26 protein-coding genes and 1 tRNA gene are annotated in these 25,358 nt (G+C 71.1%); 12 read left to right on the top strand and 15 right to left on the bottom strand.

Going from position 1 to position 25,358, the window contains the following annotated elements:
* The first annotated feature begins 126 nt into the window (after window positions 1–126).
* The 3 genes from ACQPZF_RS04145 (at window position 127) to ACQPZF_RS04135 (ending at window position 3,488) form a co-directional block, all read left to right on the top strand.
* Window positions 127–1,530 carry a SpaA isopeptide-forming pilin-related protein gene (locus ACQPZF_RS04145; RefSeq protein ID WP_433268397.1) on the top strand — a complete coding sequence of 468 codons (1,404 nt, stop codon included), beginning with the start codon at window positions 127–129 and terminating at the stop codon, window positions 1,528–1,530.
* Window positions 1,527–2,240, top strand: coding sequence for a class F sortase (locus ACQPZF_RS04140; RefSeq protein WP_433268394.1), 714 nt, complete (start codon window positions 1,527–1,529; stop codon window positions 2,238–2,240). The genes ACQPZF_RS04145 and ACQPZF_RS04140 overlap by 4 nt, the downstream gene beginning before the upstream one ends.
* Before the next feature lie 93 nt (window positions 2,241–2,333).
* Entirely contained in the window at window positions 2,334–3,488 is a 1,155-nt protein-coding gene (locus ACQPZF_RS04135) for a polysaccharide deacetylase (RefSeq protein WP_433268391.1), read from the top strand.
* Between the two features lie 296 nt (window positions 3,489–3,784).
* On the opposite strand, the gene ACQPZF_RS04130 is transcribed toward ACQPZF_RS04135, so the two are convergent.
* Entirely contained in the window at window positions 3,785–4,801 is a 1,017-nt protein-coding gene (locus ACQPZF_RS04130; protein WP_433268389.1) for a PQQ-dependent sugar dehydrogenase, read from the bottom strand.
* Between the two features lie 218 nt (window positions 4,802–5,019).
* Here ACQPZF_RS04130 and pqqA point away from each other — a divergent pair, with 218 nt between their 5' ends.
* From pqqA to ACQPZF_RS04090, 8 genes are all read left to right on the top strand, one after another.
* The gene (pqqA, locus tag ACQPZF_RS04125; RefSeq protein ID WP_433268387.1) at window positions 5,020–5,130 is read left to right on the top strand and encodes a pyrroloquinoline quinone precursor peptide PqqA; all 111 of its coding nucleotides are present in this window, start codon (window positions 5,020–5,022) and stop codon (window positions 5,128–5,130) included.
* A 117-nt stretch (window positions 5,131–5,247) separates the two neighbouring features.
* Window positions 5,248–5,940, top strand: coding sequence for a pyrroloquinoline-quinone synthase PqqC (gene pqqC, locus ACQPZF_RS04120; RefSeq protein ID WP_433268385.1), 693 nt, complete (start codon window positions 5,248–5,250; stop codon window positions 5,938–5,940).
* Entirely contained in the window at window positions 5,937–6,206 is a 270-nt protein-coding gene (gene pqqD, locus ACQPZF_RS04115; RefSeq protein ID WP_433268383.1) for a pyrroloquinoline quinone biosynthesis peptide chaperone PqqD, read from the top strand. Before pqqC ends, pqqD begins: the two co-directional genes overlap by 4 nt.
* Window positions 6,199–7,266 carry a pyrroloquinoline quinone biosynthesis protein PqqE gene (pqqE, locus tag ACQPZF_RS04110; RefSeq protein ID WP_433268381.1) on the top strand — a complete coding sequence of 356 codons (1,068 nt, stop codon included), beginning with the start codon at window positions 6,199–6,201 and terminating at the stop codon, window positions 7,264–7,266. Before pqqD ends, pqqE begins: the two co-directional genes overlap by 8 nt.
* A 76-nt stretch (window positions 7,267–7,342) precedes the next feature.
* Complete coding sequence (gene pqqB / locus ACQPZF_RS04105; protein ID WP_433268379.1) at window positions 7,343–8,218, top strand: pyrroloquinoline quinone biosynthesis protein PqqB; 876 nt, start codon at window positions 7,343–7,345, stop codon at window positions 8,216–8,218.
* Window positions 8,219–8,271: 53 nt separating this feature from the next.
* Window positions 8,272–9,537: a sensor histidine kinase gene (locus ACQPZF_RS04100; RefSeq protein ID WP_433268376.1), complete on the top strand. Its 1,266-nt coding sequence runs from the start codon at window positions 8,272–8,274 to the stop codon at window positions 9,535–9,537.
* Between the two features lie 246 nt (window positions 9,538–9,783).
* The gene (locus tag ACQPZF_RS04095) at window positions 9,784–10,431 is read left to right on the top strand and encodes a LuxR C-terminal-related transcriptional regulator (protein WP_433268374.1); all 648 of its coding nucleotides are present in this window, start codon (window positions 9,784–9,786) and stop codon (window positions 10,429–10,431) included.
* Between the two features lie 56 nt (window positions 10,432–10,487).
* Window positions 10,488–12,119 carry a DUF885 domain-containing protein gene (locus ACQPZF_RS04090; RefSeq protein ID WP_433268372.1) on the top strand — a complete coding sequence of 544 codons (1,632 nt, stop codon included), beginning with the start codon at window positions 10,488–10,490 and terminating at the stop codon, window positions 12,117–12,119.
* A gap of 296 nt (window positions 12,120–12,415) precedes the next feature.
* Here ACQPZF_RS04090 and ACQPZF_RS04085 read toward each other — a convergent pair.
* The 11 genes from ACQPZF_RS04085 to ACQPZF_RS04035 all read right to left on the bottom strand — a co-directional run bounded on the left by ACQPZF_RS04085 (window position 12,416) and on the right by ACQPZF_RS04035 (window position 21,356).
* Window positions 12,416–12,489: transfer RNA gene (locus tag ACQPZF_RS04085), tRNA-Leu, on the bottom strand.
* 87 nt (window positions 12,490–12,576) lie between these two features.
* Window positions 12,577–13,647 (bottom strand): SagB family peptide dehydrogenase, encoded by a 1,071-nt coding sequence (locus ACQPZF_RS04080; protein WP_433268370.1) that lies wholly within the window; start codon window positions 13,645–13,647, stop codon window positions 12,577–12,579.
* On the bottom strand, window positions 13,628–14,746 hold the full coding sequence (locus ACQPZF_RS04075; RefSeq protein WP_433268368.1) for an ATP-grasp domain-containing protein: 1,119 nt from the start codon (window positions 14,744–14,746) through the stop codon (window positions 13,628–13,630). Before ACQPZF_RS04075 ends, ACQPZF_RS04080 begins: the two co-directional genes overlap by 20 nt.
* 2 nt (window positions 14,747–14,748) lie before the next feature.
* The gene (locus tag ACQPZF_RS04070) at window positions 14,749–14,871 is read right to left on the bottom strand and encodes a hypothetical protein (RefSeq protein ID WP_015098199.1); all 123 of its coding nucleotides are present in this window, start codon (window positions 14,869–14,871) and stop codon (window positions 14,749–14,751) included.
* A 207-nt stretch (window positions 14,872–15,078) separates the two neighbouring features.
* Window positions 15,079–16,404 (bottom strand): NAD(P)/FAD-dependent oxidoreductase, encoded by a 1,326-nt coding sequence (locus ACQPZF_RS04065; protein ID WP_433268365.1) that lies wholly within the window; start codon window positions 16,402–16,404, stop codon window positions 15,079–15,081.
* A gap of 182 nt (window positions 16,405–16,586) precedes the next feature.
* The gene (locus ACQPZF_RS04060; RefSeq protein WP_433268363.1) at window positions 16,587–17,096 is read right to left on the bottom strand and encodes a hypothetical protein; all 510 of its coding nucleotides are present in this window, start codon (window positions 17,094–17,096) and stop codon (window positions 16,587–16,589) included.
* Window positions 17,097–17,147: 51 nt separating this feature from the next.
* A complete protein-coding gene (locus ACQPZF_RS04055; RefSeq protein WP_433268361.1) occupies window positions 17,148–18,470 on the bottom strand; it encodes a DUF58 domain-containing protein in 1,323 nt (440 codons plus the stop codon).
* On the bottom strand, window positions 18,467–19,426 hold the full coding sequence (locus tag ACQPZF_RS04050) for an AAA family ATPase (RefSeq protein WP_433268359.1): 960 nt from the start codon (window positions 19,424–19,426) through the stop codon (window positions 18,467–18,469). Before ACQPZF_RS04050 ends, ACQPZF_RS04055 begins: the two co-directional genes overlap by 4 nt.
* Window positions 19,423–19,923 carry a hypothetical protein gene (locus ACQPZF_RS04045; protein ID WP_433268357.1) on the bottom strand — a complete coding sequence of 167 codons (501 nt, stop codon included), beginning with the start codon at window positions 19,921–19,923 and terminating at the stop codon, window positions 19,423–19,425. The genes ACQPZF_RS04050 and ACQPZF_RS04045 overlap by 4 nt, the downstream gene beginning before the upstream one ends.
* The gene (locus ACQPZF_RS04040; protein ID WP_433268355.1) at window positions 19,920–20,588 is read right to left on the bottom strand and encodes a DUF4129 domain-containing protein; all 669 of its coding nucleotides are present in this window, start codon (window positions 20,586–20,588) and stop codon (window positions 19,920–19,922) included. Before ACQPZF_RS04040 ends, ACQPZF_RS04045 begins: the two co-directional genes overlap by 4 nt.
* Before the next feature lie 69 nt (window positions 20,589–20,657).
* Entirely contained in the window at window positions 20,658–21,356 is a 699-nt protein-coding gene (locus ACQPZF_RS04035; protein WP_433268353.1) for a uracil-DNA glycosylase, read from the bottom strand.
* A gap of 30 nt (window positions 21,357–21,386) precedes the next feature.
* On the opposite strand from ACQPZF_RS04035, the gene ACQPZF_RS04030 reads away from it, so the two are divergent.
* Complete coding sequence (locus tag ACQPZF_RS04030; protein ID WP_433268351.1) at window positions 21,387–22,868, top strand: S10 family peptidase; 1,482 nt, start codon at window positions 21,387–21,389, stop codon at window positions 22,866–22,868.
* Between the two features lie 100 nt (window positions 22,869–22,968).
* On the opposite strand, the gene ACQPZF_RS04025 is transcribed toward ACQPZF_RS04030, so the two are convergent.
* Genes ACQPZF_RS04025 through ACQPZF_RS04015 form a run of 3 tightly spaced genes read right to left on the bottom strand, consistent with a single transcriptional unit; the run spans window position 22,969 to window position 25,357 of the window.
* Complete coding sequence (locus ACQPZF_RS04025; protein WP_433268349.1) at window positions 22,969–23,376, bottom strand: hypothetical protein; 408 nt, start codon at window positions 23,374–23,376, stop codon at window positions 22,969–22,971.
* A 15-nt stretch (window positions 23,377–23,391) separates the two neighbouring features.
* Window positions 23,392–24,384: an ABC transporter ATP-binding protein gene (locus ACQPZF_RS04020; RefSeq protein WP_433268347.1), complete on the bottom strand. Its 993-nt coding sequence runs from the start codon at window positions 24,382–24,384 to the stop codon at window positions 23,392–23,394.
* On the bottom strand, window positions 24,377–25,357 hold the full coding sequence (locus ACQPZF_RS04015) for an ABC transporter ATP-binding protein (protein WP_433268345.1): 981 nt from the start codon (window positions 25,355–25,357) through the stop codon (window positions 24,377–24,379). Before ACQPZF_RS04015 ends, ACQPZF_RS04020 begins: the two co-directional genes overlap by 8 nt.
* Between the last annotated feature and the right edge of the window lies 1 nt (window position 25,358).

Below are 25,358 nucleotides of genomic sequence, written 5' to 3'. Positions count from 1 at the left end.
GGAGCGTAGTCAGATCCCACTCCGCTGGAGGCTTGTCGTCACCCGGAACGACCCGTAAGGCTCTCCGGTGCAGCTAGTCCGACCGGCGCACGCGGAGCGTGCACGCCCGAGGGGTCAGGTTAAAACATGGGGTGCAGACGACTCGCCGCCGCGGCGCTCGCGGTCGGCGTGGCCTTTCTCACCGTTCCCGCCACCGCAGACGCCCAGGTAGAAGAGGGCATCGGCTACTCGACACCCGCCCAGGGATACCGGGACAAGCCGAGTGACACCGACTGGCTCGGCTCCTACCGCTGGAACGGGCAGCACGTCTGGTGCGTCCAGTACTCGCTGCTCGCCCCGGACAGCTCCGAGATGTACAAGGACCGGGACGAACTGCGGACCAAGGCGGGTGAACCCCTTCCCCCCGACGTGGCGGCGAACATCTCCTACCTGCTGCTGCGCTACACGACCGACCCCACGGTCGACGAGGCGGCGGCGCTGGCCCACCTCCTGCACACCTGGACGGCGGCCCCGCAGGGGAGGGTCACGCTGGACCCGGCCAACGACTTCCGGCACATCGCGTACAACGAGCAGTTCCACTTCGACCACCTGCCCCAGGCCGCCAAGGACGCGGTGGTCCGGCTCCGCGCCGACGCCGAGGCCAACCGGGGGCCGTGGGCCGCGAAGGTCACCGCGCCCGCCAAGGAGCAGCTCATCGGCTCCCCGGGCACCTGGGCGGTGGACATCGCCAAGGCGGACGGGGTGCTGGTCGGGGACGTCCCGGTCACGGTGGAGCTGGAGCAGGCGACCCTGGCGGACGGGAAGACGTCCGTCGAGCTGCGGACGCCCGTCGATGGGAAGCCGCTGGCGGTGGACGTGGTCCCGACCGGCGCGCAGCCCACGTTCCGGGTGCGGCTGGACAGCCCGGCGGACAAGCCGGTCGTGCACGTGCCGGCGAACACCGACATGCAGCGGATCGTCACCACCGGCGGGGAGAAGAAGCTGGCCGCCGAGGCGTCGGCGGTCGCCCGGACCCAGCCCGGTGTGGTGAAGGTCGGCAAGACCGACACCGAGACCGGCAAGGCGATCGCCGGTGCGGCCCTGCGGATCACCGGCCCCGATGGGGTGACGCCGGCCCTGCGTCAGGACGACGCGAAGGTGACCGGGCCGGACGGCAACCCGATCGTGTTGCAGTCCGGTGAGGACGGGACGGCGACGGTGTCCGACCTGCGCACCCCGCAGGAGGTCTGCGTGGTCGAGGTGGCCGCCGCGAAGGGGTACGAGGAGCACTTCGACCCCGCCGCGCCACCGAAGGCCTGCGGGAAGGTCGAACCGGGCCAAACGCTTGCCCTGGCGTTGACCAACAAGCCGAACAAGCCGATCGTGCCGATCGCGATCCACGCCGGCGCGGACGGCGCCGGCGTGGTGGCGAAGGCCTCGTTCAGCACCACGCTCAACACCGGCGCGCTCATCGGGTTCGGCGGGGTGGTGCTCCTCGGAGCGGTGCTCGTCGGGTTCGTGGCGCGGCGGCGGGCGGCTGCCCGGTCGTGAAGCTGACCGGCGCGGACGCGAAGGCCGTGCTGACCGGCGCGGTGGCGGCGGGCGTGCTCGCCGCTGCCGCGCTGGTCTTCCACCAGCCTTCGGAGGTGGTCGGCGGTCTCGCTCGCCCGGGGGACGCCGTGGTGCCTCACCCGTTGGGGGACAGCCTGAAGTCCGGGCGCGGGATCGACCTGGCCGGGATGCCGGCCGGGGCCAACCCGCCTGCTGAGCCCACCACCCCGGTCAGCACTCCGGCCGCTCCGCCGGCCGCGCCCCCCGTGCAGGCTCCCGGCACCGTGAAGCTGCCCGAGGGCGGGCTGGCCACGTTGGTGCGCAAGGAGGTCACCTCGGACGGGGCCTTGCCGGTGCCCGAGGGGGTGGGCGAGGCCACCTGGTGGGGTGTCGACCTCGGTGCGGCCGAGGGCGCGACCGTGCTGGCCGGGCACGTGAACTGGAAGGGCCTCACCGGGCCGTTCGACGAGTTGTGGCGGGCGGAGGTGGGCCGGGACGTGACCGTGGTGGACACCGCGGGGCAGGCGTTCCGGTTCCGGGTCAGCCAGGTGGTGACGGTGCGGAAGGACGAGTTGCCGCAGCGGGCGGTGGAGCTGTTCGGGCCGCGTGGCTCGCACCGGTTGGTGCTGGTGACCTGCGGTGGTCGGTGGGTCGGCGGGGAGACCGGGTACGAGGAGAACCAGGTGGTCATCGCCACGCCGGTCGGGTAGGCGTTTCGGGTTGGCGTTTCGGGTTGGGGATAACGCTTCGGCCTGGATATGACGGAGAGGCAACCTCCGAGCACGTGGAGTCGTCCTTCAGGTGTGAAGCGTTGGGGATGGCTGTCCACTGGCGTCGCGTTGGCCCTCACGCTGGCGGTGTTGGCCGTGCAGGGGGCGCAGGAGCCACTGCCTGGCGGGGCGGCCGAAGAGTTGGCCTCGCCGTTGCCGATCGCTCCTCAGGTGTCGTCCAGCACCAGTGTGCCCACGCCGCCGGTGCCTCCTCCAGCGGCGGCGCCCGCGTGGATGCGCAGGATGCTGCCCGGGGAGAAGCCGCCGCAGTTCGTGTTGTTCTCCTTCGACGGCGCGGCTTCCAAGGCGCACTGGGATCGCGTGATGCCGTTGGCCCAGCGGGTGAACGCGCATGTGACCGGGTTGCTGTCCGGGGTGTACCTGGTGCCGGACGCGGATGCCGCGTCCTACCGCGGGCCTGGGCACCGGGCGGGGTACTCCTCGATCGGGTTCGGCGGGACGCGTGAGCAGGTCGCGGCTCGGATCGCCTACCTGAACGACGCGCTGGCCGCCGGGCACGAGATCGGGACGCACTACAACGGGCACTACTGCCAGGGGGACGAGCCGAGTGTCGGGCGGTGGGGCACCGCCGAGTGGGATCTGGAGTTGGACCAGTTCTTCTCGATCCTGTCTGAGGCTCGGGAGCAGGGGTTTCGGCTGGACCCCGCTTCGGTTCGGGGTGGGCGGACGCCTTGTCTGGAAGGGGATTGGGGGCAGGCGTTTCCCTCCATGCGCGGGCATGGGCTGGTGTACGACACCAGCCATGTTCGGCTGGGGGTGGTCTGGCCTTTTGTGCTGGACGGGATGTGGGAGTTCCCCATGCCCGAGGTTCGGGTGCCCGCGTTGGGGAAGCGGGTCGTGATGATGGACTTCAACCTCTGGTACGCGTTGAACGGGGCGCGGGACGATCCTGGGCCTCCTGGGGAGTACACGCAGATCGTCCTGGACACCTATCGGTCGGTGTACCTGGCCGCGTTCAACGGGAATCGGGCTCCGTTGGTGGTGGGGAACCACTTCAACGATTGGGCTGGTGGGGCGTTCAGTTCGGCTGTGGAGCGGTTCATGGAGGAGGTTTGTGTGCGGGGGGAGACTGTTTGTGCCACGTACACCGAGGTGATCCAGTGGATGCAGTTGCAGGATCCGGTGGTGTTGGAGCAGTTTCGGCGGATGCCTGCGGCTTTGAACTGATCGGTGCTCGGCCGCTGAAGATCACTGGCGGGTGTTCTCGGCCGGTCGGGTCGAAGGGCGACGCTCGCCGCTTGGCAGGCCTCCGGGGAGGTAGGGCGTCGTGTTCTCCCCGTATGGCCTGGTCAAAGACCACCACCCTTGTCCAGGGAGCGCAAGCGAAAAGCGTGCTTGCGCTCCCTGGACAAGCGCGGTTCCCTGCGGGCAGGCCATACGGGGAGAACACGAGGCCCGACTTGTGTGCTGGCGCACTGGTCGGGCCTCGTGTGGGTGTGGGTGTGTTGGTGGTTGGCGGGGAGTTAGCCGTCTGTGCTGAGGATTCGGTCGTCTTGTGCTGCTGGGGTGCCTCGGCCGTCCTGGTTCGACGTGCCCAGCCACAGGGTGTTGTCGGGGGCTGCTGCTACCGAGCGGACTCGGCCGTAGCCGGTGAAGACTGCTTGGGGGGTGCCCAGGTCGGTGCCGGTGACTGGGATTTTCCACACCCTGCGGCCGGTTACGCCGCCGATGTAGAGGGCGCTCTTGTAGAATGCGATGCCGGTCGGGCCGGCTTGGTTGGTGGGCCAGGACTTCACCGGGTTGGTGTACCTGGTGTCGTTGCAGGGGCCTTCGCAGGTCGGCCAGCCGTAGTTCTTGCCGGACTCGATCTGGTTCAGTTCGTCGGTCCTGTTGTTGCCGAACTCCGTGGCGTACGCCCTGTTGTTCGCCCAGGTGATGCCCTGGGGGTTGCGGTGGCCGTAGGTGTAGACCCTGCTGTTGAACGGGTTGCCCGGTGCTGGGGCGCCGGTGGTCGTGATGCGCAGGATCTTGCCGGCCAGGGTGTTCAGGTTTTGCGCGTTGGCGCTGTTGCCCGCGTCTCCGGTGGTGGCGTAGAGGAAGCCGTCCGGGCCGAATTCCAGGCCGCCGCCGTTGTGGAAGCGGTTCTTGGGGATGCCCGTGACGATCGGCTCCGGTTGGCCGCCGAGGGTGAGCTTGGAGATCCGGTTGTCGGTCGCGGCCGTGTAGTGGATGTAGACCGTGTTGTCGGTCGCGAAGGTCGGTGACACGGCGATGCCCATCAGGCCGCCTTCGCCGGCCGGGACCGCGTCGGCCACGGTGTGCAGGGTCGTGACGGTCGTGCCGGTGAGCTTCTTGATCTGCCTGGTGTCGCGCTCGGTGAAGATTCCGCTGCCATCCGGCAGGAACCCGATGTCCCACGGGACGTCCTGGCCGGTGGCTAGCGTCCGTACAGCGAGCGCCGACGGTTCGGCTTGGGCCGGGGCCGCGACCGTTGCGCCCAGCAGCACCATGGCCAGAACCGCGCTTGCACGAGCACGCATGTGCGCTCCTCGTTGTCCGCACTGTGACGGCGGCGGAACGGCGGCGGTCTCGATGCAACCACACCCGTGTGACGCGGGCAAATCAATCATCGGAGGACAGACCACCTGATACATTGGGAAACTGTCTTTACTATCTAGCGGAGTCGACCCCGGACGCTCTACCGTGGGTACTCCGCCGCCGAACCACGGAGAGACACGAGAATCCGAGGAGTGGCGCAATGCCAGCCGAGAAGACGCCGAAGCGCACGTCGAAGCCCACTTGGGTCAAGCCGGACTTCCGCGACATCGACACCCCGATGGAAGTCACCGCGTACGCCGCGCGCGGCTGAGCCCCGCCCGACGTCGTGGCTCCGGCGCGGCCGGAGTCACGGCGCGGTCGTGTGACCGGAAACCTTGGTCGGGGGCGGGGTGTTGGCCGCAGAGGCAGATCCCAAGGGAGGCGCTGTATGTCCGAGCCGTTGCCCGACGAGGAGTTCACCGCACGGCTGCGGGGGCTCTCCTCCCGCTACTGGGACACCCACCCGTTCCACCTCCGGCTGCACGCCGGGACGCTGTCCAAGGACGAACTCCAGTTGTGGGCCGCGAATCGTTGGTACTACCAGCGCTGCATCCCGCGCAAGGATGCCGCGATCCTGGCCAACTGCCCCGATCCCGACGTCCGGCGGCAGTGGCGCGAGCGGATCGTCTGGCACGACGGCGAGCGGCCCGGTGAAGGTGGTGCGGAGAACTGGCTTCGGATGGCCGAAGCCCTTGGCCTGACCAGGGAAGAGGTGTTGGACGAGCGGCACGTGCTGCCCGGCACGCGGTTCGCGGTGGACGCCTACGTCAACTTCGCCCGCGGCAAGCCCTGGGTGGAGGCGGTGGCGTCCGGGCTCACCGAGATGTTCTCGCGCGGCCTGATGACGCGGCGGTTGGCGGACATGCGTGCGCGGTACCCCTGGATCGCCGAGGAGGGCTTCGCGTACTTCACCTCGCGGCTCAAGGTGATCGAGGGTGAAGGTCGGTCCACTTTGGACCTCGTGGTGCGCAACTGCGCAACGCGGGAGCAGCAGGAGGCGGCGGTGGCCGCGCTGGCGTTCAAATGCGACGTGCTGCGGGCGATCCTCGACGCCGTCGACTACTACTCGGGACGATCATGACCAATCTCGGAGCCACACCTCGGCTCGGCAAGGGTGTGAAGACCGCGTACGACCAGACCCGGGACAGTCACGTGGTGCTGTTCCCGGAGGGTGTGCTGGTGCTCAACGAGACCGCCGCGGAGGTCGTCGGGCTGTGCGACGGCCGCACGACGGTCGCCCAGATCGCCGCCCGGCTCGGTGAGCGGTTCGACGGTGTCGTCGCGGACGACGTCGCCGAACTCGTGACCCGGCTGGTCGCGCGCAGGGTGGTGGAGATCGATGGCTGAGGCGCCGTTCGGGCTGCTCGCCGAACTCACCCACCGTTGTCCGCTGCAGTGCGGGTACTGCTCGAACCCGGTGGAACTGGTGCGGCGCGACGCCGAGCTGGACACCGCGCAGTGGTGCTCGGTGTTCGACCAGGCTCGCGCGCTGGGCGTGCTCCAGTTCCACCTCTCCGGTGGGGAACCGTTGGCGCGCAAGGACTTACCCGAACTGGTGAGCCACGCGAGCGGGCTGGGCGGGTACGTGAACCTGGTGACCAGCGGGTTGGGGTTGACCGCCGCGCGGCTGGCCGACCTGCGGGACCGGGGGCTGGACCACGTCCAGTTGTCCGTGCAGGACGCGGATCGCGGGAACGCCAACCTGATCGCCGGTGTGAAGGCGTTCGACCACAAGGCCGAGGCGGCCCGGGTGGTCCGGGAGGCCGGGCTGCCGCTGACCGTCAACGTCGTCCTGCACCGGCTGAACCTGGACCACGTCGGCGACATCATCGAGCTGGCCGAGCGGATGGGCGCGGACCGGCTGGAGCTGGCCAACACCCAGTACTACGGCTGGGCGTTGCGCAACCGGGCCTCGTTGCTGCCGACCCGGGAGCAGTTGCGGCTGGCGGGTCCGGTGGTGGAGGAAGCCCGCCGGCGGTCGCGGATGGAGATCGTGTACGTGATCGCCGACTACCACGAGGCGCACCCCAAGCCGTGCATGTACGGGTGGGGCGCGCGGCAGTTGACGGTCGCGCCGAACGGGGACGTGCTGCCGTGCCCGGCCGCGACGGTGATCGAGCACCTCGGGATCGAGAACGTGCGGGACCGGCCGCTGGGCGGGATCTGGCACGAGTCCAAGGCGTTCAACGCCTTCCGGGGTTTCGACTGGATGCGCGAGCCGTGCCGGTCCTGCGTGCGGCGGGAAGTCGACTTCGGCGGGTGCCGCTGCCAGGCGTTCCAGTTGACCGGTGACGCGGCCAACACCGATCCGGTCTGCTCCCTGTCGCCGGAGCGGGGGAAGGTCGACCTGATCCTGGCCGCCGAGACGGCGCCCGCGCCGCCGGCCATGCGGAAGGTGACGTGGTGAAGGGTCCTGCGCAAGGTCACGCCGTGACGGGCCGTGCGGAAGCTGACGTCGTGCAGGCCATGCGGAAGGTGACGTGGTGAGGGTCGTGCTGCTCGGAACGGCCGCCGGTGGTGGTGTGCCGCAGTGGAACTGCGCGTGCGGGCCGTGCGGGAAGGTGCGGGCCGGCGAGCTGCCCGCACGGAGCCAGGACTGCCTCGCGGTCAGCGGCAACGGGGTGGACTGGTGGCTGCTCAACGCCTCCCCCGACATCCGGACCCAGCTCACCGCCACGCCGTGCCTCGACCCCGGACCGGGACCGCGGGACACGCCGGTGCGCGGGGTGCTGTTCACGGACGCCGAACTCGATCACACGCTCGGCCTGCTGACGTTGCGCGGCGCGGCGGGGCTGCGGGTGCACGCGCCCGCGACCGTGCTGCACGCCCTGGCCCCGGCGCGGGGCGTGCTGGACAGGTACGCCGAGTGGACGTGGCGGCAGGTCGAGCCCGAGCAGACGTTCACCCTCGCGGGCGGATTGGAGGTGACCGCGTTCCCGGTCAGCGGCAAGCGGCCGAGGTACGCGGGCGAGTCCGCGGTCGACGGGCACTGGGTGATGGCCTACCGGCTGTTCGACCCCCGGACCGGCGGGATCGTGCTGTACGCGCCGTGCCTGGCCGGGTGGCCGCTGGGGTTCGACGACCTGGTCGCCGAGGCGGACGTGGTGTTGCTGGACGGGACGTTCTACGCGCCGTCGGAGATGGGCGCGGCCACCGGGCGGGCCGGCGGGCAGTCGGCGATGGGGCACCTGCCGATCACCCACAGCCTGCCCGAGCTGCGCCGGCACCCGCACGTGCGGAGGATCTACACGCACCTGAACAACACCAACCCGGTGCTCGACCCGGACTCCGAGGAGCACGCCAAGCTGCGCGAGGCGGGGGTGGAGGTGCTGCCGGACGGGGCCTTGCTCGACGTCTGATCGGGGGGTTAAACCCACCGCTTTCACTGCGGACAGCCGGAAGAATCAGGGCCATGACGGACCACGACCTCGTGCGCGGCGCGGGAACCCGGCTGAGGACCGCGGCGCTGGCCTTCGCACGGGTGCCGCTGTGCGTGCTCGGCCTGCCCCTGATCCCGCTCCAGCTCTACGCCTACCCGCTGGTCCTGGTGACGATCGGCGTGCCGGCGCTGCTGCTGGTCACCGCCCTCGCCCGGCGGTACCTGGCGGTGCACCGGTGGTGGGCGGGCCGGGTGTTGGGCGAGGCGATCGCGCCGCCCTACCGGATGCCCGCCAACCGGGGCCCGATGACCCGGGTCCGGACCATCGCCACCGACCCGGCCACCTGGCGGGACCTGGCGTTCCTGCCGTTGAACGCCTTCGTCGGCGTGCTGTGCGGCGTGCTGCCGTTGGCGCTGTGGCTGGGCGGGGCGTTCGGGTTCGTCACGCCGCTGCTGTGGATGCTCGGCGCGGACGAGGTGGACTACAACGGCATCGGGATCGACACGCCCGGCAACTTCGTGATCGCGCCGGTGTTGGGCCTGATCTACCTGCTGCTCGCGTGGTGGGCCACGCCCCGCATCGTGCGGGTGCACGCGTTGTTCGTGCGGTGGCTGCTCGCGCCGAGCGCCCGCGCCGCGCTGACCGACCGGGTGCGGGAGCTGGCCGACTCGCGGGCCGACACGGTGGACGCGCAGGCCGCCGAGCTGCGCCGGATCGAGCGCGACCTGCACGACGGCGCGCAGGCCCGGCTGGTGGCGCTGGGCATGAGCCTGGGCATGGCCGAGGAGCTGCTGGCCCGCGACCCGAACGCGGCGCGCGACCTGCTGGCCGAGGCGCGGCAGTCGTCGTCGCAGGCGTTGGCCGAGCTGCGCGACCTGGTGCGCGGCATCCACCCGCCGGTGCTGGCCGACCGGGGTCTCGACGGGGCGCTGCGGGCGCTGGCGCTGGCCCACCCGTTGCCGGTGGAGATCGACCTGGTGCTGGCCGGGCGGCCGGAGGCGCCGGTGGAGTCGGCGGCGTACTTCGCGGTGGCCGAGACGCTGACGAACGTGGCCAAGCACAGTGGCGCGACCAGCGCGTGGGTACGGGTGCGGCACGAGGACGGCAGGCTCGGGCTGATGATCGGCGACAACGGGCGCGGCGGCGCGGAGGCGACCGAGGGCGGCGGGCTGCGCGGGATCGAGCGGCGGCTGGCGGCGTTCGACGGGACGCTCGGCATCGCGAGCCCGCTGGGCGGGCCGACGATCGTGACGATGGAACTGCCCTGCGAGCTGTCCCCGGCCACCACGCCCGCCTGAACCGCCCACCGCCTGGACCGTCGGGGATCTCCCGGCGGTCTTCGCGTGTGCGAATCGTGCTCGGTGTGCGCCGGGAGTCTTCGGGCCCGGTCCGCGCGATCTCCACCGCGCCGGATGCATCAGGGCGTGCGGTGTACCGGGCCTTTCCGGGGTCGGAATCAGAAACGAACACCGCCGGGCGGGTCGCGCGGGCAGACTCGGCTGCGGAGGCCCGAGGTGCGGGCCGATCGCGATCATGGAGCTGCTGTGCGCGTTGTCCTCGGTGAAGACCTCGTCCTCCTCCGGGACGGCCTGATCCGGCTGCTGGAGGCCTACGACTTCGACGTCGTGGAGGCGGTCGACACCGGGCCGGCCCTGCTCAAGGCGATGGTCGACCACCGGCCCGACGTGGCGGTGGTCGACGTGCGCCTGCCGCCGACGTTCACCGACGAGGGGCTACGGGCGGCGATCGAGGCGCGCAAGCGGGTGCCGGGGCTGCCCGTGCTGGTGCTCTCCCAGTACGTCGAGCAGCTCTACGCCCGCGAGCTGCTGTCCGACCGGGCCGGCGGCGTCGGCTACCTGCTCAAGGACCGGGTCTCCGACATCAAGCAGTTCGTGGACGCCATCCGCCGGGTCGCGGCGGGCGGCACGGCCATGGACCCCGAGGTCATCACCCAGTTGCTCGCGCGCAGTGGCCGCGACCAGCCGTTGGCCACGTTGACGCCGCGCGAGCGGGAAGTGCTGGCGCTGATGGCCGAAGGCCGCTCGAACGGCGCGATCGCCGCCCGGCTGTTCGTCACCGAGAAAGCCGTCGGCAAACACACCGCGAACATCTTCGGCAAGCTGGACCTGCCCCTGTCGGAGGACGACAACCGGCGCGTGCTGGCGGTGCTGGCCTATTTGGACCGGCTGTAAATCGTTATTTAGGCTAAGCACCGTACTTCCTTTCACATCTACCCCGGGGGTTCCGGATGGATACCGCGGCGGCGCTCGCCGAAGAACTGCTCGACCTGATGTCCCGGCTCGCGCCGCTGGGCGCGACCGTGTTCGGTCTGCCCGGATATGACCACCTGCTCGCCGATCACCGGCCGGAAGCCGAGGAATCGGCGCGTGCCGCCGCCGTGCGGATCGCCGAACGCGCGCGGGCGCTGCCGGACGACGACGATCCGGTGACCCGCGCCGTGATCGTCCAGCAGGCCGAATCGACGGTGGACCTGCTCGACGCGCGGGCCGTCGAGTACACGATCACCGATTCCTTCTTCGCCCCGTCCGGCGAACTGCTCAGCGTCCTGCCGATGACCGTGGTGGCCGACGAGGAGCAGGAGCGGGCCTACCTGTCCCGGCTGGCCGCCGTCCCGGAGTTCCTGCGCGCGGTCGCCGAGCGCCAGGTCGCCGGGTCGCGCGCCGGGCGCACGCCCGTGCAGCACCTGCTGGACGCGGCGCTGGCCTACCTGGACCGGTACCTGGCCGCCGACGAGGACCCGTTCGCCCGGCCCACCGGCGGCGCGGCGTTCACCGCCGAGCGCGACCGGCTGATCGCCGAGGAGGTGCGCCCCGCGTTCGCCGCCTACCGCACGGCCGTCGCGGCCCTGAGCGGCCGTCCGACGGACCGGCCGGGCCTGTGCTGGCTGCCCGACGGCGAGGCCGTGTACGCGAGCCTGGCGCGTGCCCAGACCACCACCGACCGGACGCCCAAGGACCTGCACCAGACCGGGCTGGACGTGATGGCCTCGCTGGCCGAGGAGTACGCCGAGTTGGGCGAACGGGTGTTCGGCACGCGGGACACCGCCGCGATCTTCGAGCACATGCGCAGCGACCCGGCGTTGCGCTGTAAGTCCGAGGACGAGTTGATCTCCGCCGCGCGCGAGGCCGTGACGCGCGCCGAGGAGGCCGCGCCGCGCTGGTTCGGCCGGGTGCCGGCGAAGCGGTGCGAGGTGGAGCCGGTGCCCGCCGTGGACGCGCCGGGCGCGCCGACCGCGTTCTACGCGCCGCCGGCGATGGACGGCACGCGGCCGGGCACGTACTACGCCAACACGCACCGCGTGGAGGAGCGGTTCCGGTACCAGGCCGAGGCGATCGCGTTCCACGAAGCCGTGCCGGGGCACCACTTCCAGATCGTGCTGGCGCAGGAGCTGACCGGGCTGCCGATGCTGCGCCGGGTCGCCACGGTCACCGGCTACCTGGAGGGCTGGGGCCTGTACTGCGAGCGGCTGGCCGACGAGATGGGGCTGTACTCCGACGACGTGGCACGGCTGGGGATGCTCGCCATGGACTCGATGCGCGCCGGGCGGCTGGTGGTGGACACCGGGCTGCACGCGCACGGCTGGAGCCGTGAGCAGGCTGTCGCGTACCTGCGGGAGAACACGCCGCTGGCGCAGGTGGAGATCGAGAACGAGGTCGACCGCTACATCGCCGCGCCGGCCCAGGCCCTGGCGTACATGGTGGGGCGCCTGGAGATCCAGCGCGTGCGGGCCGAGGCGGAGCGGGCGCTGGGCGGGCGGTTCGACATCCGGGCGTTCCACGACGTGGTGCTCGGCGGCGGGCCGCTGCCGCTGGCCGTGCTGGACGACGTCGTGCGGGACTGGGTGGCCGCGCAGGTGTGACGGAAGGGCGCGGTGGGGCCCGGTTCTCCGGTCCCCACCGCCTCCTCGGCCTCCGGTCGGTTCGCCGTCGCAACGCGCTGAACTGCGCTTTGACTGTTGCCGGATGTCACGGGATAGCCGATCAGATCCGGTCGGTCATCGGATGCTCCTACGGGTTCGCGAACTGCCCTATCGGAGCATTGACAGATGACACTGGCGAAATGTGCGAGATCATCACAAAGTAGCCAGTGTTGGCTAACTCCACCCTCCGTTCGTGATCACTCGGCAGTCGAGTGACAACGAAGGTTGTGGTGACGTGCCCCCGACGGGATTCGAACCCGTACTGTGACTCTTTTAAGGAGCCTGCCTCTACCGATTGGGCTACGGGGGCAGCGTGGAGCCTAAGCCGTTACCGAGCGTTCGTGGGGCTGGTTCGTCACAAGTCCCCCGCACGGCTCAATGCGATCCGCTATTGCGCTCATTGAGGTAATGGACCCACGACACTCATCCCGAGTACCGCTTCGTGATAAGCGTCACAGCGCAGCGCTTGTTCCACGAGTTCATCCCGCAATGCTGCGGTGAAGCCGATACCAAAACCCATCGCGGTAGCAACCAGATATGCGGTTTGCGACAGATGGCCCACATCCATTTGCACAACCCGATATGCCCGTGACGTGTCGTAACGCCATCTCGTCCGTTCGAGGACCGCGGTGTACGCGAGGACCAGCGGCGCCCGGCCGACCCACTCCTGGTCGCCCGCCGCCTCCGCCATCTCGGCCGGCGACCACGCGACGTCCAACGGCTCCAGCGCGTGTGCGAGCCCGTCGTAGTGGTGCCAGCCGTCGGCGAGACCCTCGACGCCGCGCACATGCGCGTAGATCTCCACGGGGTGCCGCCCACCGCCGGACGGGCTGGTCTTGAACACGGTGCCGGTCCGCCCGATCCGCGACCGCGCGGGTGACGGCGCGCCGAGCACGCCCAGCAGTTCGCCGACCTGGCCCAGCCCCACCGCGCCCGCTCCGAACTCACGGGTCGTGCGGCGGGACAGCAGCACGTCCAGCAGGCCGCTGGACGCCCACGACGGGGTCTCCGGCAGCGCCGGCAGCGGGACGGCGGCACCGCCGAACGTCCGGAACGGCGCGGGCGGCGGCTCGCGGGTCAGCTTCGCGTCCAGCACGGCGTCGTGCTCGTCCGAACCCTGGTACGGCGCGTCACCCAGCGTGCGGCTGGCGAAGTGGAAGTGCCGCGCCGCCGCGCCCCAGGCGCCCCAGCCGGCGAGCATCCGGCGCTCCGCCTCGTGCTGCGGCGAGCCCTCCACCAACAGCACGCCGGCTTCCACCAGCTCGTCCAGCACCTTGCGCAGCGCGGTCTGGTCGGCCTCGGTCAGCGGCGCGAGCAGCGCGTCCACGTCGGTGAACCGGGTGAACTTGCGGCACAGCAGCTCGGCCGTCTCGCTGATCGCGAACTGGCGGTGGTGGAGGTAGTCGTCCCACACCACGGCACCGTCCTGGTAGAACAACGCCGCGTGCTCAGCGACCTTTACCCGCACTCAGAAGCTCCTTGAAACGCGCCGCCACCCACTCGTGCACGGCGTCGGACACCCGTTCGTCCTCGGCCCGGTGCTCGAACCAGCGCCAATCGCAGTTGACGTTGACTTCGAGGAACACGTGGTCGCCGCCCGCGACGAGAAGATCGAACGCCGCGACCTGCAACCGCCAGTGCCTGGCTAAGGCGAGGAGCCGGTCGGAGAGCCTGGCCGGCACGTCGACCGGGGTGACCCGAACCGCTTCAGGATCCACCCAGAGCTGCGCCGGGTCCAGCTTGTCGACCTGGAACGCGAGAGCCCGCTCACCCACCACGAACACCCGCAGCTCGGTGTCGGACGGGACGTACTCCTGGACGATGACCGGTGCGGATTCCGGCACATCACCCGAACGGCTGGTCTCCAGCGGACGTGGGAACAGCCCGTGCTGCATACCGGGACGCGGCTCCAGCAGGTGCCGCCCGGTGGTCTTGACGATGCACCGCGCGCCGCCGGGCCTGGTCCGGCCGGGGCGGGTGGTGACCATGGTGCGCGGGACCTTCAGGCCGAACGCCGCCGCGTCCGAAAGCTGGGTGAGCCGGTCCAGGTGGGCGGTGGCGCGGCTGGGGTTGACGTGCGCCCAGTCGCCGCGGCTGCACAGCCAGTTCGCGACCGATCCCCACTGGTCCACGGCGTACGCGGCGGCCAGCGTGCCGGGGTCGACCTGGAGCGCGGAGAGTTCGAAGTGCCTGCGCCACACCAGCATCGGGCGCAGCAGCCAGCGGTCCAGCTCCAGCAGGGGCGCGTCGGTGTAGACGGTGAGCGGCAGGTCGACGCAGCGGTCGGCGTCGATGCGGGCCATCCGGATGCCGTGCTCGGCGAGGGCGATGGAGAGGGCGTTCATCTCCATGTCGGCGGCGCGGGCGAGCACCAGCACGCAGGGCACGGGGCTGCCGTCGCCCTCCTCGACCATCCCGAGGCGGTGCACCCGCTCCTGGAAGTCCAGGTTCTTGGCGGGCGACCGGAAGAGGTAGTCCTGGCCTTGCAGCAGCAGTGGGGTGGGCTTGACCGGCCGGACGGCCTCGGGTGGGGGAACCGACTCGTTCCCCCACCCGGCAGCGGACATGCTCAGTCGTCTTTCTTGCTGCGAAAAACCTTTCCGGCGGTGGCGTACTCGGCGGCGTACTCCGCCAGGGCACGGTCCTCGATCTCACCGCGGCGAAGCTGTGCGGCCAGCTCCTCAAGCGACATCGCGGTCACCTCTCTCCCCACTGGTGCGTCACACTTTTGGTGGCGCACCAGTCGTAGTCTCGGGTTCACGTTACGCAATGTCAAGGTGACGCGCTGCCCATTACTCTGATTGGGGGCTCAAGTTACAGCCCTAAGCCAGACGGGTGCTTGCCCACCGCCACCGAACGGCGGAGCAGGCGAGCACCCGATCAGCAGGCGGACCGCAGATCAGCTCTTCGTGGCCCGGTCGAACTCCGCCTTCGGCTCGTGGATCTGGCCGAGCGCGACCACCTCGCGGCCCGAGAACAGGGCCTGCGTCCAGTCCACGAACACCCGGAACTTCCGGTTCACCGTGGGCATGAACATGACGTGGTAGCTGCGGTGCATGAACCAGGCGACGACCCCCTTGAACCGCAGCCCGAACACGTCGGCGACGCCCTTGTAGAGGCCGAGGCCGGCCACCGATCCGAGGTACTTGTGGAAGTAGTCCTTCGGCTGCTTGCCGCGCATGGTCGCCACGATGTTCTTCGCCAGCAGCTTCGACTGCCGGATCGCGTGCTGGGCGTTCGGCACGCAGGTCGCCGTCGGGTCCTCCTCGGTGCGCGACAGGTCCGGCACCGCCGAGCAGTCGCCCGCCGCCCACACGCCGGGCAGGCCGACCACCTGCATGGCCGCCGTGCACCGCACCCGGCCGCGCTCGTCCAGCGGCAGGTCGGTGTTGCGCAGCATCGGGTTGGCCTTCATGCCGGCCGTCCAGATGATGGTGTCCGAGTCGAACTCGGTGCCGTCGTCGAGGATGACGTGGCCGCCCTCCATCGACTTGACCCGCGTGTCGAGGTAGCACTTGATGCCGCGCTTCTCCAGTTGCTCGACCGTGTAGACGCCGAGCCGGGCGCTCACCTCGGGCATGATCCGGCCGGTGGCCTCGACCAGCACCCAGTGCATGTCCTCCTGCTTGAGGCCCTCGTAGTAGCGCAGCGCGTAGCGCGCCATGTCCTCCAGCTCGGCCAGCGTCTCGATGCCCGCGAAGCCGCCGCCGATGACCACGAAGCTGAGCAGCCGCCTGCGCAGCTCCGGGTCGTTCGTGCTGGCGGCCTGGTCGAGCCGCGACAGCACGTGGTTGCGCAGGTAGATCGCCTCGCCGATGGTCTTCATGCCGATGCCGACCTCGGGCAGGCCGGGGATCGGCAGGGTGCGCGAGACCGCGCCCAGGGCCGAGACGAGGACGTCGTACTCGTACTCCTCGACGTGGCCGTCGGCGAGTTCGACCGTCACGGCCTTGCGGGCGTGCTCGATCCTGGTGGCGCGGCCGGTGACGACGTGGCAGCGCTTGAGGACCTTGCGCAGCGGCACGACGACGTGGCGCGGCTCGATGGAACCGGCCGCCGCCTCGGGGAGGAACGGCTGGTAGGTCATGTGGGGCTGTGGGTCGATGACCGTGACCGACGCCTCACCGGAACGCAGCTTCTTCTGCAATCCCAGCGCGGTGTACATGCCGACGTACCCACCGCCGACAATCACGATCCGTGTGGGTTGCGACTTCACAGCAGCCATACGTCCATGGTCGCACCGGAGGCCCGTTTCCGACGGCTCCGCAGGGCCCGTTGTGACCACAGTCGCCGGGTGATGCGGGACACGCAGAGCGCTGACCAGCGACTGAGCGGTGATAACGGGTGAACGTGCTGAGAGGAACGATCCAGACGCTCAGCTCGCGCTGAGTTTTCCGCCCCGAATCCTCAGCCTCCGCGGCGCATCAACGCGACCGCGCCGACCACCAGCCCGGCCGCGCAGACGAGGCCGATCACCTCGACGGCTGCCGCCGTCCGGCCGCCGGGCAAGAGGAGCACCACCACGGCCAGAACGAGCACTCCGCCTTGCACCGCGAGGTATCGGAGGGCTGGCGTTCGTAATGCTTTCGGGTGGATTCGTGAACGGGTGGGGATGAGCGCCGCGTATGCACAGGTGAGGTGGAGCAAGTGGAGGAGTGCGACGAGCGCCAGTACCGCCGGGCGGACCGGTGCGCCGCCGACCACCACGATTGCCACCGCGGGGTAGGCGATGACCAGGGCTACGGCGGCTGATGCGGGAATGGCGGCGGTGACGCCGATCAAGACGACGTATAGGCCCAATGGGGCAACGGTCACTCCTTCGGCGTAAAGGACGGCGGCGATGGCCAGGCCTTGCAGGCCGACCGCACCGCGCAAGACCCATCCGGGCAGCCCACCACGCAGCTCAACGGCCGTCACCCGCCCCACCTCCATCCGACCCTCGCCGGGCCGCGATCCGCACCGCCGGCCTCATCGCCGCCGCCCCGGCCGGGCCGCCTGGCGCAGCACACCCGCGATCGCCGCCGCACGCGCGTCCCACGCCACGACCGCCACCCCGTGCCGCCGCATCGCCTCCAGCCGCACCTCGTGCTCCAGCTCCAACACCCGCAGCGCCGCCCCACCCCACGGCGTCTCCTGATCCGGCCGCAACCCCTCGGGCAGCACGTCGACCGCGAGCACGACATTCCCCCGCCGCGCGGCGTGGACGGTCAGCTCGACCACGTCCGCGTCCAGGAAAGGCGAGAGCACCACGACCAACGACCCGAACGGCACCTGCTCGGCCCGCAGCACGGGCTTCTGCGCCCACCCCGCCGACCGCGCGCAGACGACGAGCTGGTTGCGCAGCCGCAATAGCTGCCGCCGACCGACCCCGGCCCGCACGCCGAGCTGCGGACGCCCGAGGTCCACCAGGCTCACCCGGTCGCCCTGCCGCAGGTACCCGGCCGCCAGCGAGGCCGCCGCCCGGACCGCCAGGTCCAGGCTGCCGTCGACCCGGGTGGTCGCGTTCTTGGCCGCCACCGCCCACCCGCCGACGTCCCGGTCCACGTCGAACCGCGTGTCGAGGGCCAGCACCACGTCCGCGTCCGCCTCCGCGTGGTGCTCGCGGACGTGCAGGGGGCCCGCCCTCAGTGACACCCGCCAGTCGATCCGCCGCAGCCGGTCCCCCGGCTGGAACGCCCGGATGTCGCGCAGCTCCACCGAATCACCCGGCCGCGCCGCCCGGTGCGCGCCGACCAGTCCCCTGGCCCGCGCGGGCAGCAGGCCGGTCGGCAGCTCGTGCACCGGGGGCAGCAGCACGCGGCCCCGTTCGGCCGCCGTCACGGGGCCGTGCACCAGCAGCGCGTCCGGCCCGGCCACCAGGTGGTCCGGGCGCAGGTCGACGCCCTCGCCCCAGGCGTCGCGCCGCAGCACCACCTCGATCGACCGCTCCCGCGCGGGCAGCAGGTGCACCGGGCCCAGGCCCGTCCCGCCCGCCGGCAGCCGGATCGCCAGGATCTCCGCGCCGACGCCCGGGTCGACCTCCACCACGGACTTCGCGGCGCCGACCTCACCGGTCCGGGGCAGGCCCCGCACGCGCACGTCCGGCGTGCCGCCGACCGTCGTGACCAGGGCGATCAGCGTCGAGATCAGCAGGGGCGCGCCGAACAGCACCAGTTCGACCCGGTGGATCAGGCCGCCGAACACGACCATGCCGACGCCGAGCGCCGCGCCGCGCACCAGGGCGTCCGTCGGGTGCCAGTGCGCGCCGCGTCCGCTGGTGAACGCCTCCCGGATGCGCTGCCCGCGGTTCATGACCGGGCGCTGACCGGGCCCGCGACCCGACCCAGCAGCTCGGTGACGACCTCCACGCCCGTCGTGCCGGACGTCCACGTCTCCGGGCGCAGCGTCAGCCGGTGCGCCAGCGCCGGGATCGCGCACTCCTTGATGTCCTCGGGCAGCACGAAGTCCCGCCCGTCGAGCACCGCCAGCGCCCGTCCGACCAGCACCAGCGCCTGCGCGCCGCGTGGTGACGCGCCGACCTCCACGGCCGGGTGAGACCGCGTCGCCACGGTGAGGTCCACGCAGTACCGCAGGATGTCCTCGTCCACCGCGACCTGCTCGACGCCCTGCTGGAGCCCGAGCAGCCGGTCCGTGTCCAGCACCGGCTCGACGGTCGCCTCCTCCTGCCGGCGGGCGAGCCTGCGCCGCAGCACCTCGACCTCCTCCTCCGGCGGCGGGTAGCCGATGTCCAGCCGCAGCAGGAACCGGTCGAGCTGCGCCTCGGGCAACGGGTAGGTGCCCTCGTACTCGACGGGGTTGGCGGTGGCCAGCACGTGGAACGGCGCGGGCAGCGGGAACGTCCGGCCCTCCACCGTGACCTGCCGCTCCTGCATGGCCTCCAGCAGCGCGGACTGCGTCTTGGGCGGCGTCCGGTTGATCTCGTCGGCGAGCAGCAGACCGGTGAACAGCGGGCCGGCGCGGAAGGTGAACTGGTGGTCGCCGGGGTCGTAGATGAACGAGCCGGTGACGTCCGCCGGCAGCAGGTCGGGCGTGCACTGGAGGCGCTTGAAGTCCAGCCGCAGCGCCTGCGCCAGCGAGCGGGCCATCAGCGTCTTGCCCAGGCCGGGCACGTCCTCCAGCAGCACGTGGCCGCCGGCCAGGATCGCGGCCAGCGCCAGCCGCAGCGAGCGCTGCCGTCCGACGACGACGGTGCCGACGGCGTCCAGCACGGCCTTGCCCTCGGCGCCGATGTGGGGTGCAGACGTCACAGGTTCTCCAACAGCTCGGTGAGCTTCCGGGGATCGGGCAGGGTGGCGGCCGGATCGGTGACCAGGCGGCGCAGTTCGGGGTCGAGCAGCGCGGCGGCACGCGGGTCGGCCAGGTCGGGCACGCCGTGCCGCTGCCGCAGCCGCGCCTCCACCAGCTTGCGCAGCCGGGGCTGGATGCGGACGGTGAAGCGGTCCTGGTCGACGGCGGCTTCGCCGAGCCGGCTCGCGAGGTTGCTCGCCTGCACGGACGTGGCGGTGGAGAAGTGCGCGGGCGGTGGGGCCCACAGGATGTCGGTGGCCCGCGGCAGGCGTCCGACGAGCACGGCGAGCGCGATGACCGGCAACGCCACCACCGCGGCCCAGTGGACCGGTGCGCCGACCCGGAACAGCGTGACCCCGGTGCCGACGCCTACGAGCACACCGACCCCGATCGCGCCGCCCATACCCAGGAGCGGCTTGATCCGGTCGTCCGTCCTGGCCGTCACGTCGTCGGTCATCCGGCGTCCCGGACGGGAGTGAGGTCGCGGACGATCCGCGCCAGGGCGTCCTGCGCGATCCGGGCGTCCTCGTCGGTGACCGCGGCAACCCCGAACCGGGCCCGCTGGTAGACCTTCCGCAACGCGGCGGTCGCGTCCTCGTCCACGTGGTGCCGGGCGAGCAGCGCGCCGGTGAACTCGGTCGGCGTCTCGTGCGGCGCACGGGCCGCTCCGCTGTCCGCCGCCGCCTGCTCCAGCCTCAGCCACGCGCCGACCACGGCGTCCCGCGGCGGCCCGCCGACCCGGGCCTGGAGTTCCGCCAACGCCTCGCGCGCGCCCCGCACGAGCATTTCGGGTGCGGCGGAGCTGCCCTCCTCGGGCGCGTCCGTGACCATCCCGACGCCCCGCCGACGCCGTTTCGGGGCCCGCAGGCCGGCGAGCAGGCTGATGAAGATGATCAGTGCCAACGCGCTCAACACGACGAACACCACCACCAGCGACCCGCCGAGCGCCGACGGGCCGAGGTCGTCGGACTTCGGCGCGCTGGACGACATGAGGACCGTCGGCGCGGCGTCGTCACCCGAGCCGCGGTCCTCGTAAGGCACCGGCGACGTTCCGCTGGCCGCCATGGCGACGACGACCAGCGCGATGCCCACGAGCAGCGCGAGCGCGAGCCGGGGTCTCATACCGGCAAGGATGCCCGGCATCCCGGCCGATCGCTCCTGGTTTGTGCCAAACCGCGTTTGGAGCGGTGCTCAGAGCCCGGCGGTGCGCGCGGCGCGGCGTAGGACGTCCTGGAGCATGTCCGGGGTCAGGCGGCCGGTGTAGGTGTTGTGCGGGCTCACGTGGTACGTGCCGAACAGGGTCAGGGGGGCTCCGCCGTCCAGGGCGGGGAGTTCGACCGACACCCCGTGGCCGAACTTCGGGCTCGGGCGGGGCACCTGCCAGCCCGCGGCGAGCACCGGCAGCAGCGCCTGCCAGCCGAAACCGCCCAGCACGACCACCGCGCGCAGGGTCGGCCGCAGCAGTTCCAGTTCCCCGATCAGCCACGGCCGGCAGTTGTCCCGTTCCTCGGCGGTCGGCTTGTTCTCCGGCGGCGCGCACTTCACCGGCGCGGTGATCCGCGTCCCGCGCAGCTCCAGCCCGTCGCCCGCCCGCACCGACGTCGGCTGCGACGCCAGGCCCACCGCGTGCAGCGCCGCGTACAGGAAGTCGCCGGACGGGTCGCCGGTGAACATCCGGCCCGTGCGGTTCCCGCCGTGCGCGGCCGGGGCCAGGCCGACCAGGGCCAGGCGGGCGTCGGACGGGCCGAAGCCGGGCACCGGGCGCGCCCAGTACGTCTCGTCGGCGAACGCCGCCCGCTTGACGCGCGCCACCTCCTCCCGCCACGCCACCAGTCGCGGACATGCCCGGCAACTGGTAACCCGCAGGTCCAGGTCGTAAAGCGTGCGCACCTACCCTCGCCCCAACCGTAGAGTCCGACCATGACCGACAAGGACACCGGGGACGCGAAGACCCCCGCGGACAAGGCCGAGAAGGACATCCCGTCCGACGACCTCGTCACCACCCAGCACAGCATCACCGTCAAGCGGCGCAAGCTGAACTACACCACGACCACCGGTCGGGTGGTGTTGCGCAAGGAGGTGCTGACCGACGGCAAGTTCGACGGGCACCTCGCCAAGGCGGAGGTCTTCCTCACCGCGTACACCCTGGACGGCGCGGACGCGGCCAAGCGGCCGGTGACGTTCGCGTTCAACGGCGGCCCCGGCTCGTCCAGCGTGTGGCTGCACCTGGGCCTGCTCGGGCCGCGCCGGGTGGTGTCCGGCGACGTGGGCGAGCTGGTGCCGCCGCCGTACGACCTCGTGGACAACCCCGAGACCCTGCTCGCGCACAGCGACCTGGTGTTCATCGACCCGGTGTCCACCGGGTTCTCCCGGGCCGCCAAGGGCGAGCAGCCGGGCGAGTTCCACGGGTTCCAGGGCGACCTGGAGTCGGTCGGCGAGGTGATCCGGCTGTGGACCTCGCGCAACGGCCGCTGGCTGTCGCCGAAGTTCCTGGCGGGCGAGTCCTACGGCACCACCCGCGCGGCGGCGCTGGCGGAGCACCTCCAGACCCGGTACGGCATGTACCTCAACGGGCTGATGCTCATCTCGTCCGTGCTGGACTTCGCGACGCTCGACTTCAGCGAGGGCAACGACCTGCCGTACTCGCTGTTCCTGCCCACGTACGCGGCGATCGCGCACTACCACGGCCTGCACGGCGACCGGCCGTTGGACGAGGTGCTGGCCGAGGCGGAGGAGTTCGCGTCCCGCGACTACCCGTGGGCGCTGGCGCGCGGGCACCGGCTGACCGCGGAGGAACGGGCGTCGGCGGTGTCCCGGTTCGCCGCGCTGACCGGGCTGTCCGAGGACTACGTGGACCGGGTCGACCTGCGGGTCGAGCACGTGCGGTTCTTCACCGAGGTGTTGCGGTCGCGGCGCAAGGTCGTCGGCCGGCTGGACTCCCGGTTCACCGGGTCGGACGCCGACTACGGCCGCGAGCTGTTCACCGAGGACCCGTCGTACTCGGCGATCATGGGCCCGTACACCGCCGCGCTGAACCACTACCTGCGGGCGGAGCTGGAGTACCGGAACGATCTGCCGTACGAGATCCTGTCGCGGTCCGTGCACCCCTGGTCGTACAAGGAGTTCGAGGGCACGCACGTCACGGTGGCGAACCGGCTGTCGTCGGCGATGCGGGCCAACCCGGACCTGAAGGTGCACATCGCGTACGGCCACTACGACGGCGCCACGCCGTACTACGCGGCCGAGCACGTGGTGGCGCACTTGCGGATCCCGGCCGAACTGCACGACAACATCGAGGCGGCCTACTACCCCGCCGGGCACATGATGTACGTGCACGAGCCTTCGCGCGTGCAGCAGTCGAAGGACCTCGCGGCGTTCGTGCAGTCCTCGTCGAACCGTTGAGGCACAACGGATAGCTCATACCGAAGCGGCACGCGCCCGGTGACGGACGCGTGCCGCTCCGGCCGCTCGTGGGACGTAAGTCGGCCGAAGTGGGATGCGGTCAGCTCGTCAGCCGGTCCAGCGCGGCGAGGTTGTCCGCCGCCCCTTCGTCGCCGAGATCGGCCGCCGCGCGGTACCAGCGCTTCGCGAGGCCCGTGTCGCCGAGGAAGTCGTAGACGTCGCCCAACACGGCCATCGCGTCGACCTCTCCGGCTTCCGCGGCCTGCCGGAGCCAGGGTAACGCCGCGTCGTCGTCCTGCCGGACGTGCCACAGGAACGAGCCGAACTCGGCCACGCCCCGCGCGTGACCGCTTCGCGCGGCAAGGGCCAGCCAGTGCTCGACCTCGTCCTGGAGGTCGTCCTCGCCTTCGTCGCCGGTGAGGTCTTCCGCCAGCAGCAGGGCCAACTCGACCATCGCGTCGGCGTCCCCGCCGTGGGCGGTGGCGCGAAGCGCGGTGAGGTCGGTCATCGGGAATCCTTTCCCTTATGGCACAACGGACCTTTCTTCCGCGAAGTGGCACGCGCTGGGGTGGCCGATCCGTTCCACCAGCGCGGGCTCCTCCTCGGCGCACACGTCCTGCGCCTTCCAGCACCGGGTGCGGAACCGGCAGCCGGAGGGCGGGTTGATCGGCGACGGCACGTCCCCGGTCAGCCGGATCACGTCCCGCTGCCCGCGCAGCGCCGGGTCGGCCACCGGCACGGCGGACAGCAGCGCCTGCGTGTAGGGGTGCGTGGGGTGCTGGTAGATCTCGTCCTCGGTGCCGATCTCCACGATCTTCCCGAGGTACATGACGGCCACCCGGTCGGACAGGTGCCGGACCACGGACAGGTCGTGCGCGATGAACACGTACGCCAGCCCGAACTCGGTCTGCAGCTCCCGCAACAGGTTCATCACCTGCGCCTGGATGGACACGTCCAGCGCGGACACCGGCTCGTCGCACACGATCACCTTGGGGCGCAGCGCCAACGCCCGCGCGATCCCGATCCGCTGCCGCTGCCCGCCGGAGAACTGGTGCGGGTACCGGTTGATGTGCTCGGGGTTCAGGCCCACCACGTCCAGCAGCTCGCGGACCTTCGCGGCACGCGAGCCCTTCGGCGCGACCTCCGGGTGGATCTCGAACGGCTCGCCGACGATGTCGCCGACCGTCATGCGCGGGTTCAGCGAGGTGTACGGGTCCTGCAGCACGATCTGCATGTTCCGCCGGAGCCGCCGCAATGCGTTGCCGCGCAAAGCGAACATCGGCTGACCCTCGAAGTAGGCCTCGCCGGCGGTGGGCGGCTCCAGCCGCATCAGCACCTGGGCGAGGGTGGACTTGCCGCAGCCGGATTCGCCCACCACGCCGAGGGTCTCGCCCGCCGAGAGCGTGAACGACACCCCGTCCACGGCCCGCACCCGGCCGATGGTCTTCTTGAACAGCACACCCCTGGTCACCGGGAAGTGCTTGACCAGACCTCGGACCTCCAGCAGCTCAGCCATTGAGCACCTCCGCCGCGAAGTGGCACGCGCTGGTCCGCCCGAACCCCAGCCGCTCCTGCGCGGGCACGTCCACCGTGCAGACGTTCTCCGCCCGGGGACACCGCGGGTGGAACGGGCACCCCGGCGGTATCCGCAGCAGGCTCGGCGGCAGACCCTTGATCGTGTCCAGCGCCGTGCCCTTCGAATCCAGTCGCGGCAACGACCTCATCAGCGCCTCCGTGTACGGGTGGCCCGGCGCGCGGAACAGCGACAGCGCGTCGGCGTGCTCGACGATCCGGCCCGCGTACATCACGACGATCCGGTCGGCCACCTCCGCCACCACACCCAGGTCGTGCGTGATGAGCACCAGCCCCATGTGCCGCTCCCGCTGGATCTCCGCCAGCAGGTCCATGATCTGCGCCTGCACCGTCACGTCCAGCGCGGTCGTCGGCTCGTCCGCGATCAGCACCTCCGGGTCCAGCGCCAGCGACATCGCGATCATCGCCCGCTGCCGCATCCCGCCGGAGAACTGGTGCGGGTACTCCCGGACGCGTTGCCGCGCATGGGGGATCCGCACCAGGTCCAGCAGCTCCACGGCCCGCTCCCGCGCCTCGCGCCGGCTCATCCCCCGCCGCAGCCGCAACTGCTCCTCGATCTGGAACCCCACCGTGAACACCGGGTTCAACGCGGACAGCGCGTCCTGGAAGATCATCGCGATGCCGCCGCCGCGCACCTCCCGCCGCCGTTCCGGGGTCGCCGTCAGCAGCTCCTCCCCGTGGAACCGCACCGATCCGTGGGTCACGTAGGCGGGCGGCGTGTCCAGGATGCCCATCACCGCCTGCGCGGTCACGCTCTTGCCGGAGCCGGATTCGCCCAGCACCGCGACGGTCTCCCCGGCCTCGACGTGGTAGCTCACGCCGTTGAGCACCCGCGCGACGCCGTCCCGCGTGCGGAACTCGACGTGCAGGTCCTCGACCTCCAACAACGCCGTCACC

The sequence above is a fragment of the Actinosynnema sp. CS-041913 genome (genome assembly GCF_050942485.1).
Classification (GTDB): domain Bacteria; phylum Actinomycetota; class Actinomycetes; order Mycobacteriales; family Pseudonocardiaceae; genus Actinosynnema.
Note: the sequence above shows the minus strand (reverse complement) of the source record. Positions and strands in the feature narration are given on the sequence as shown.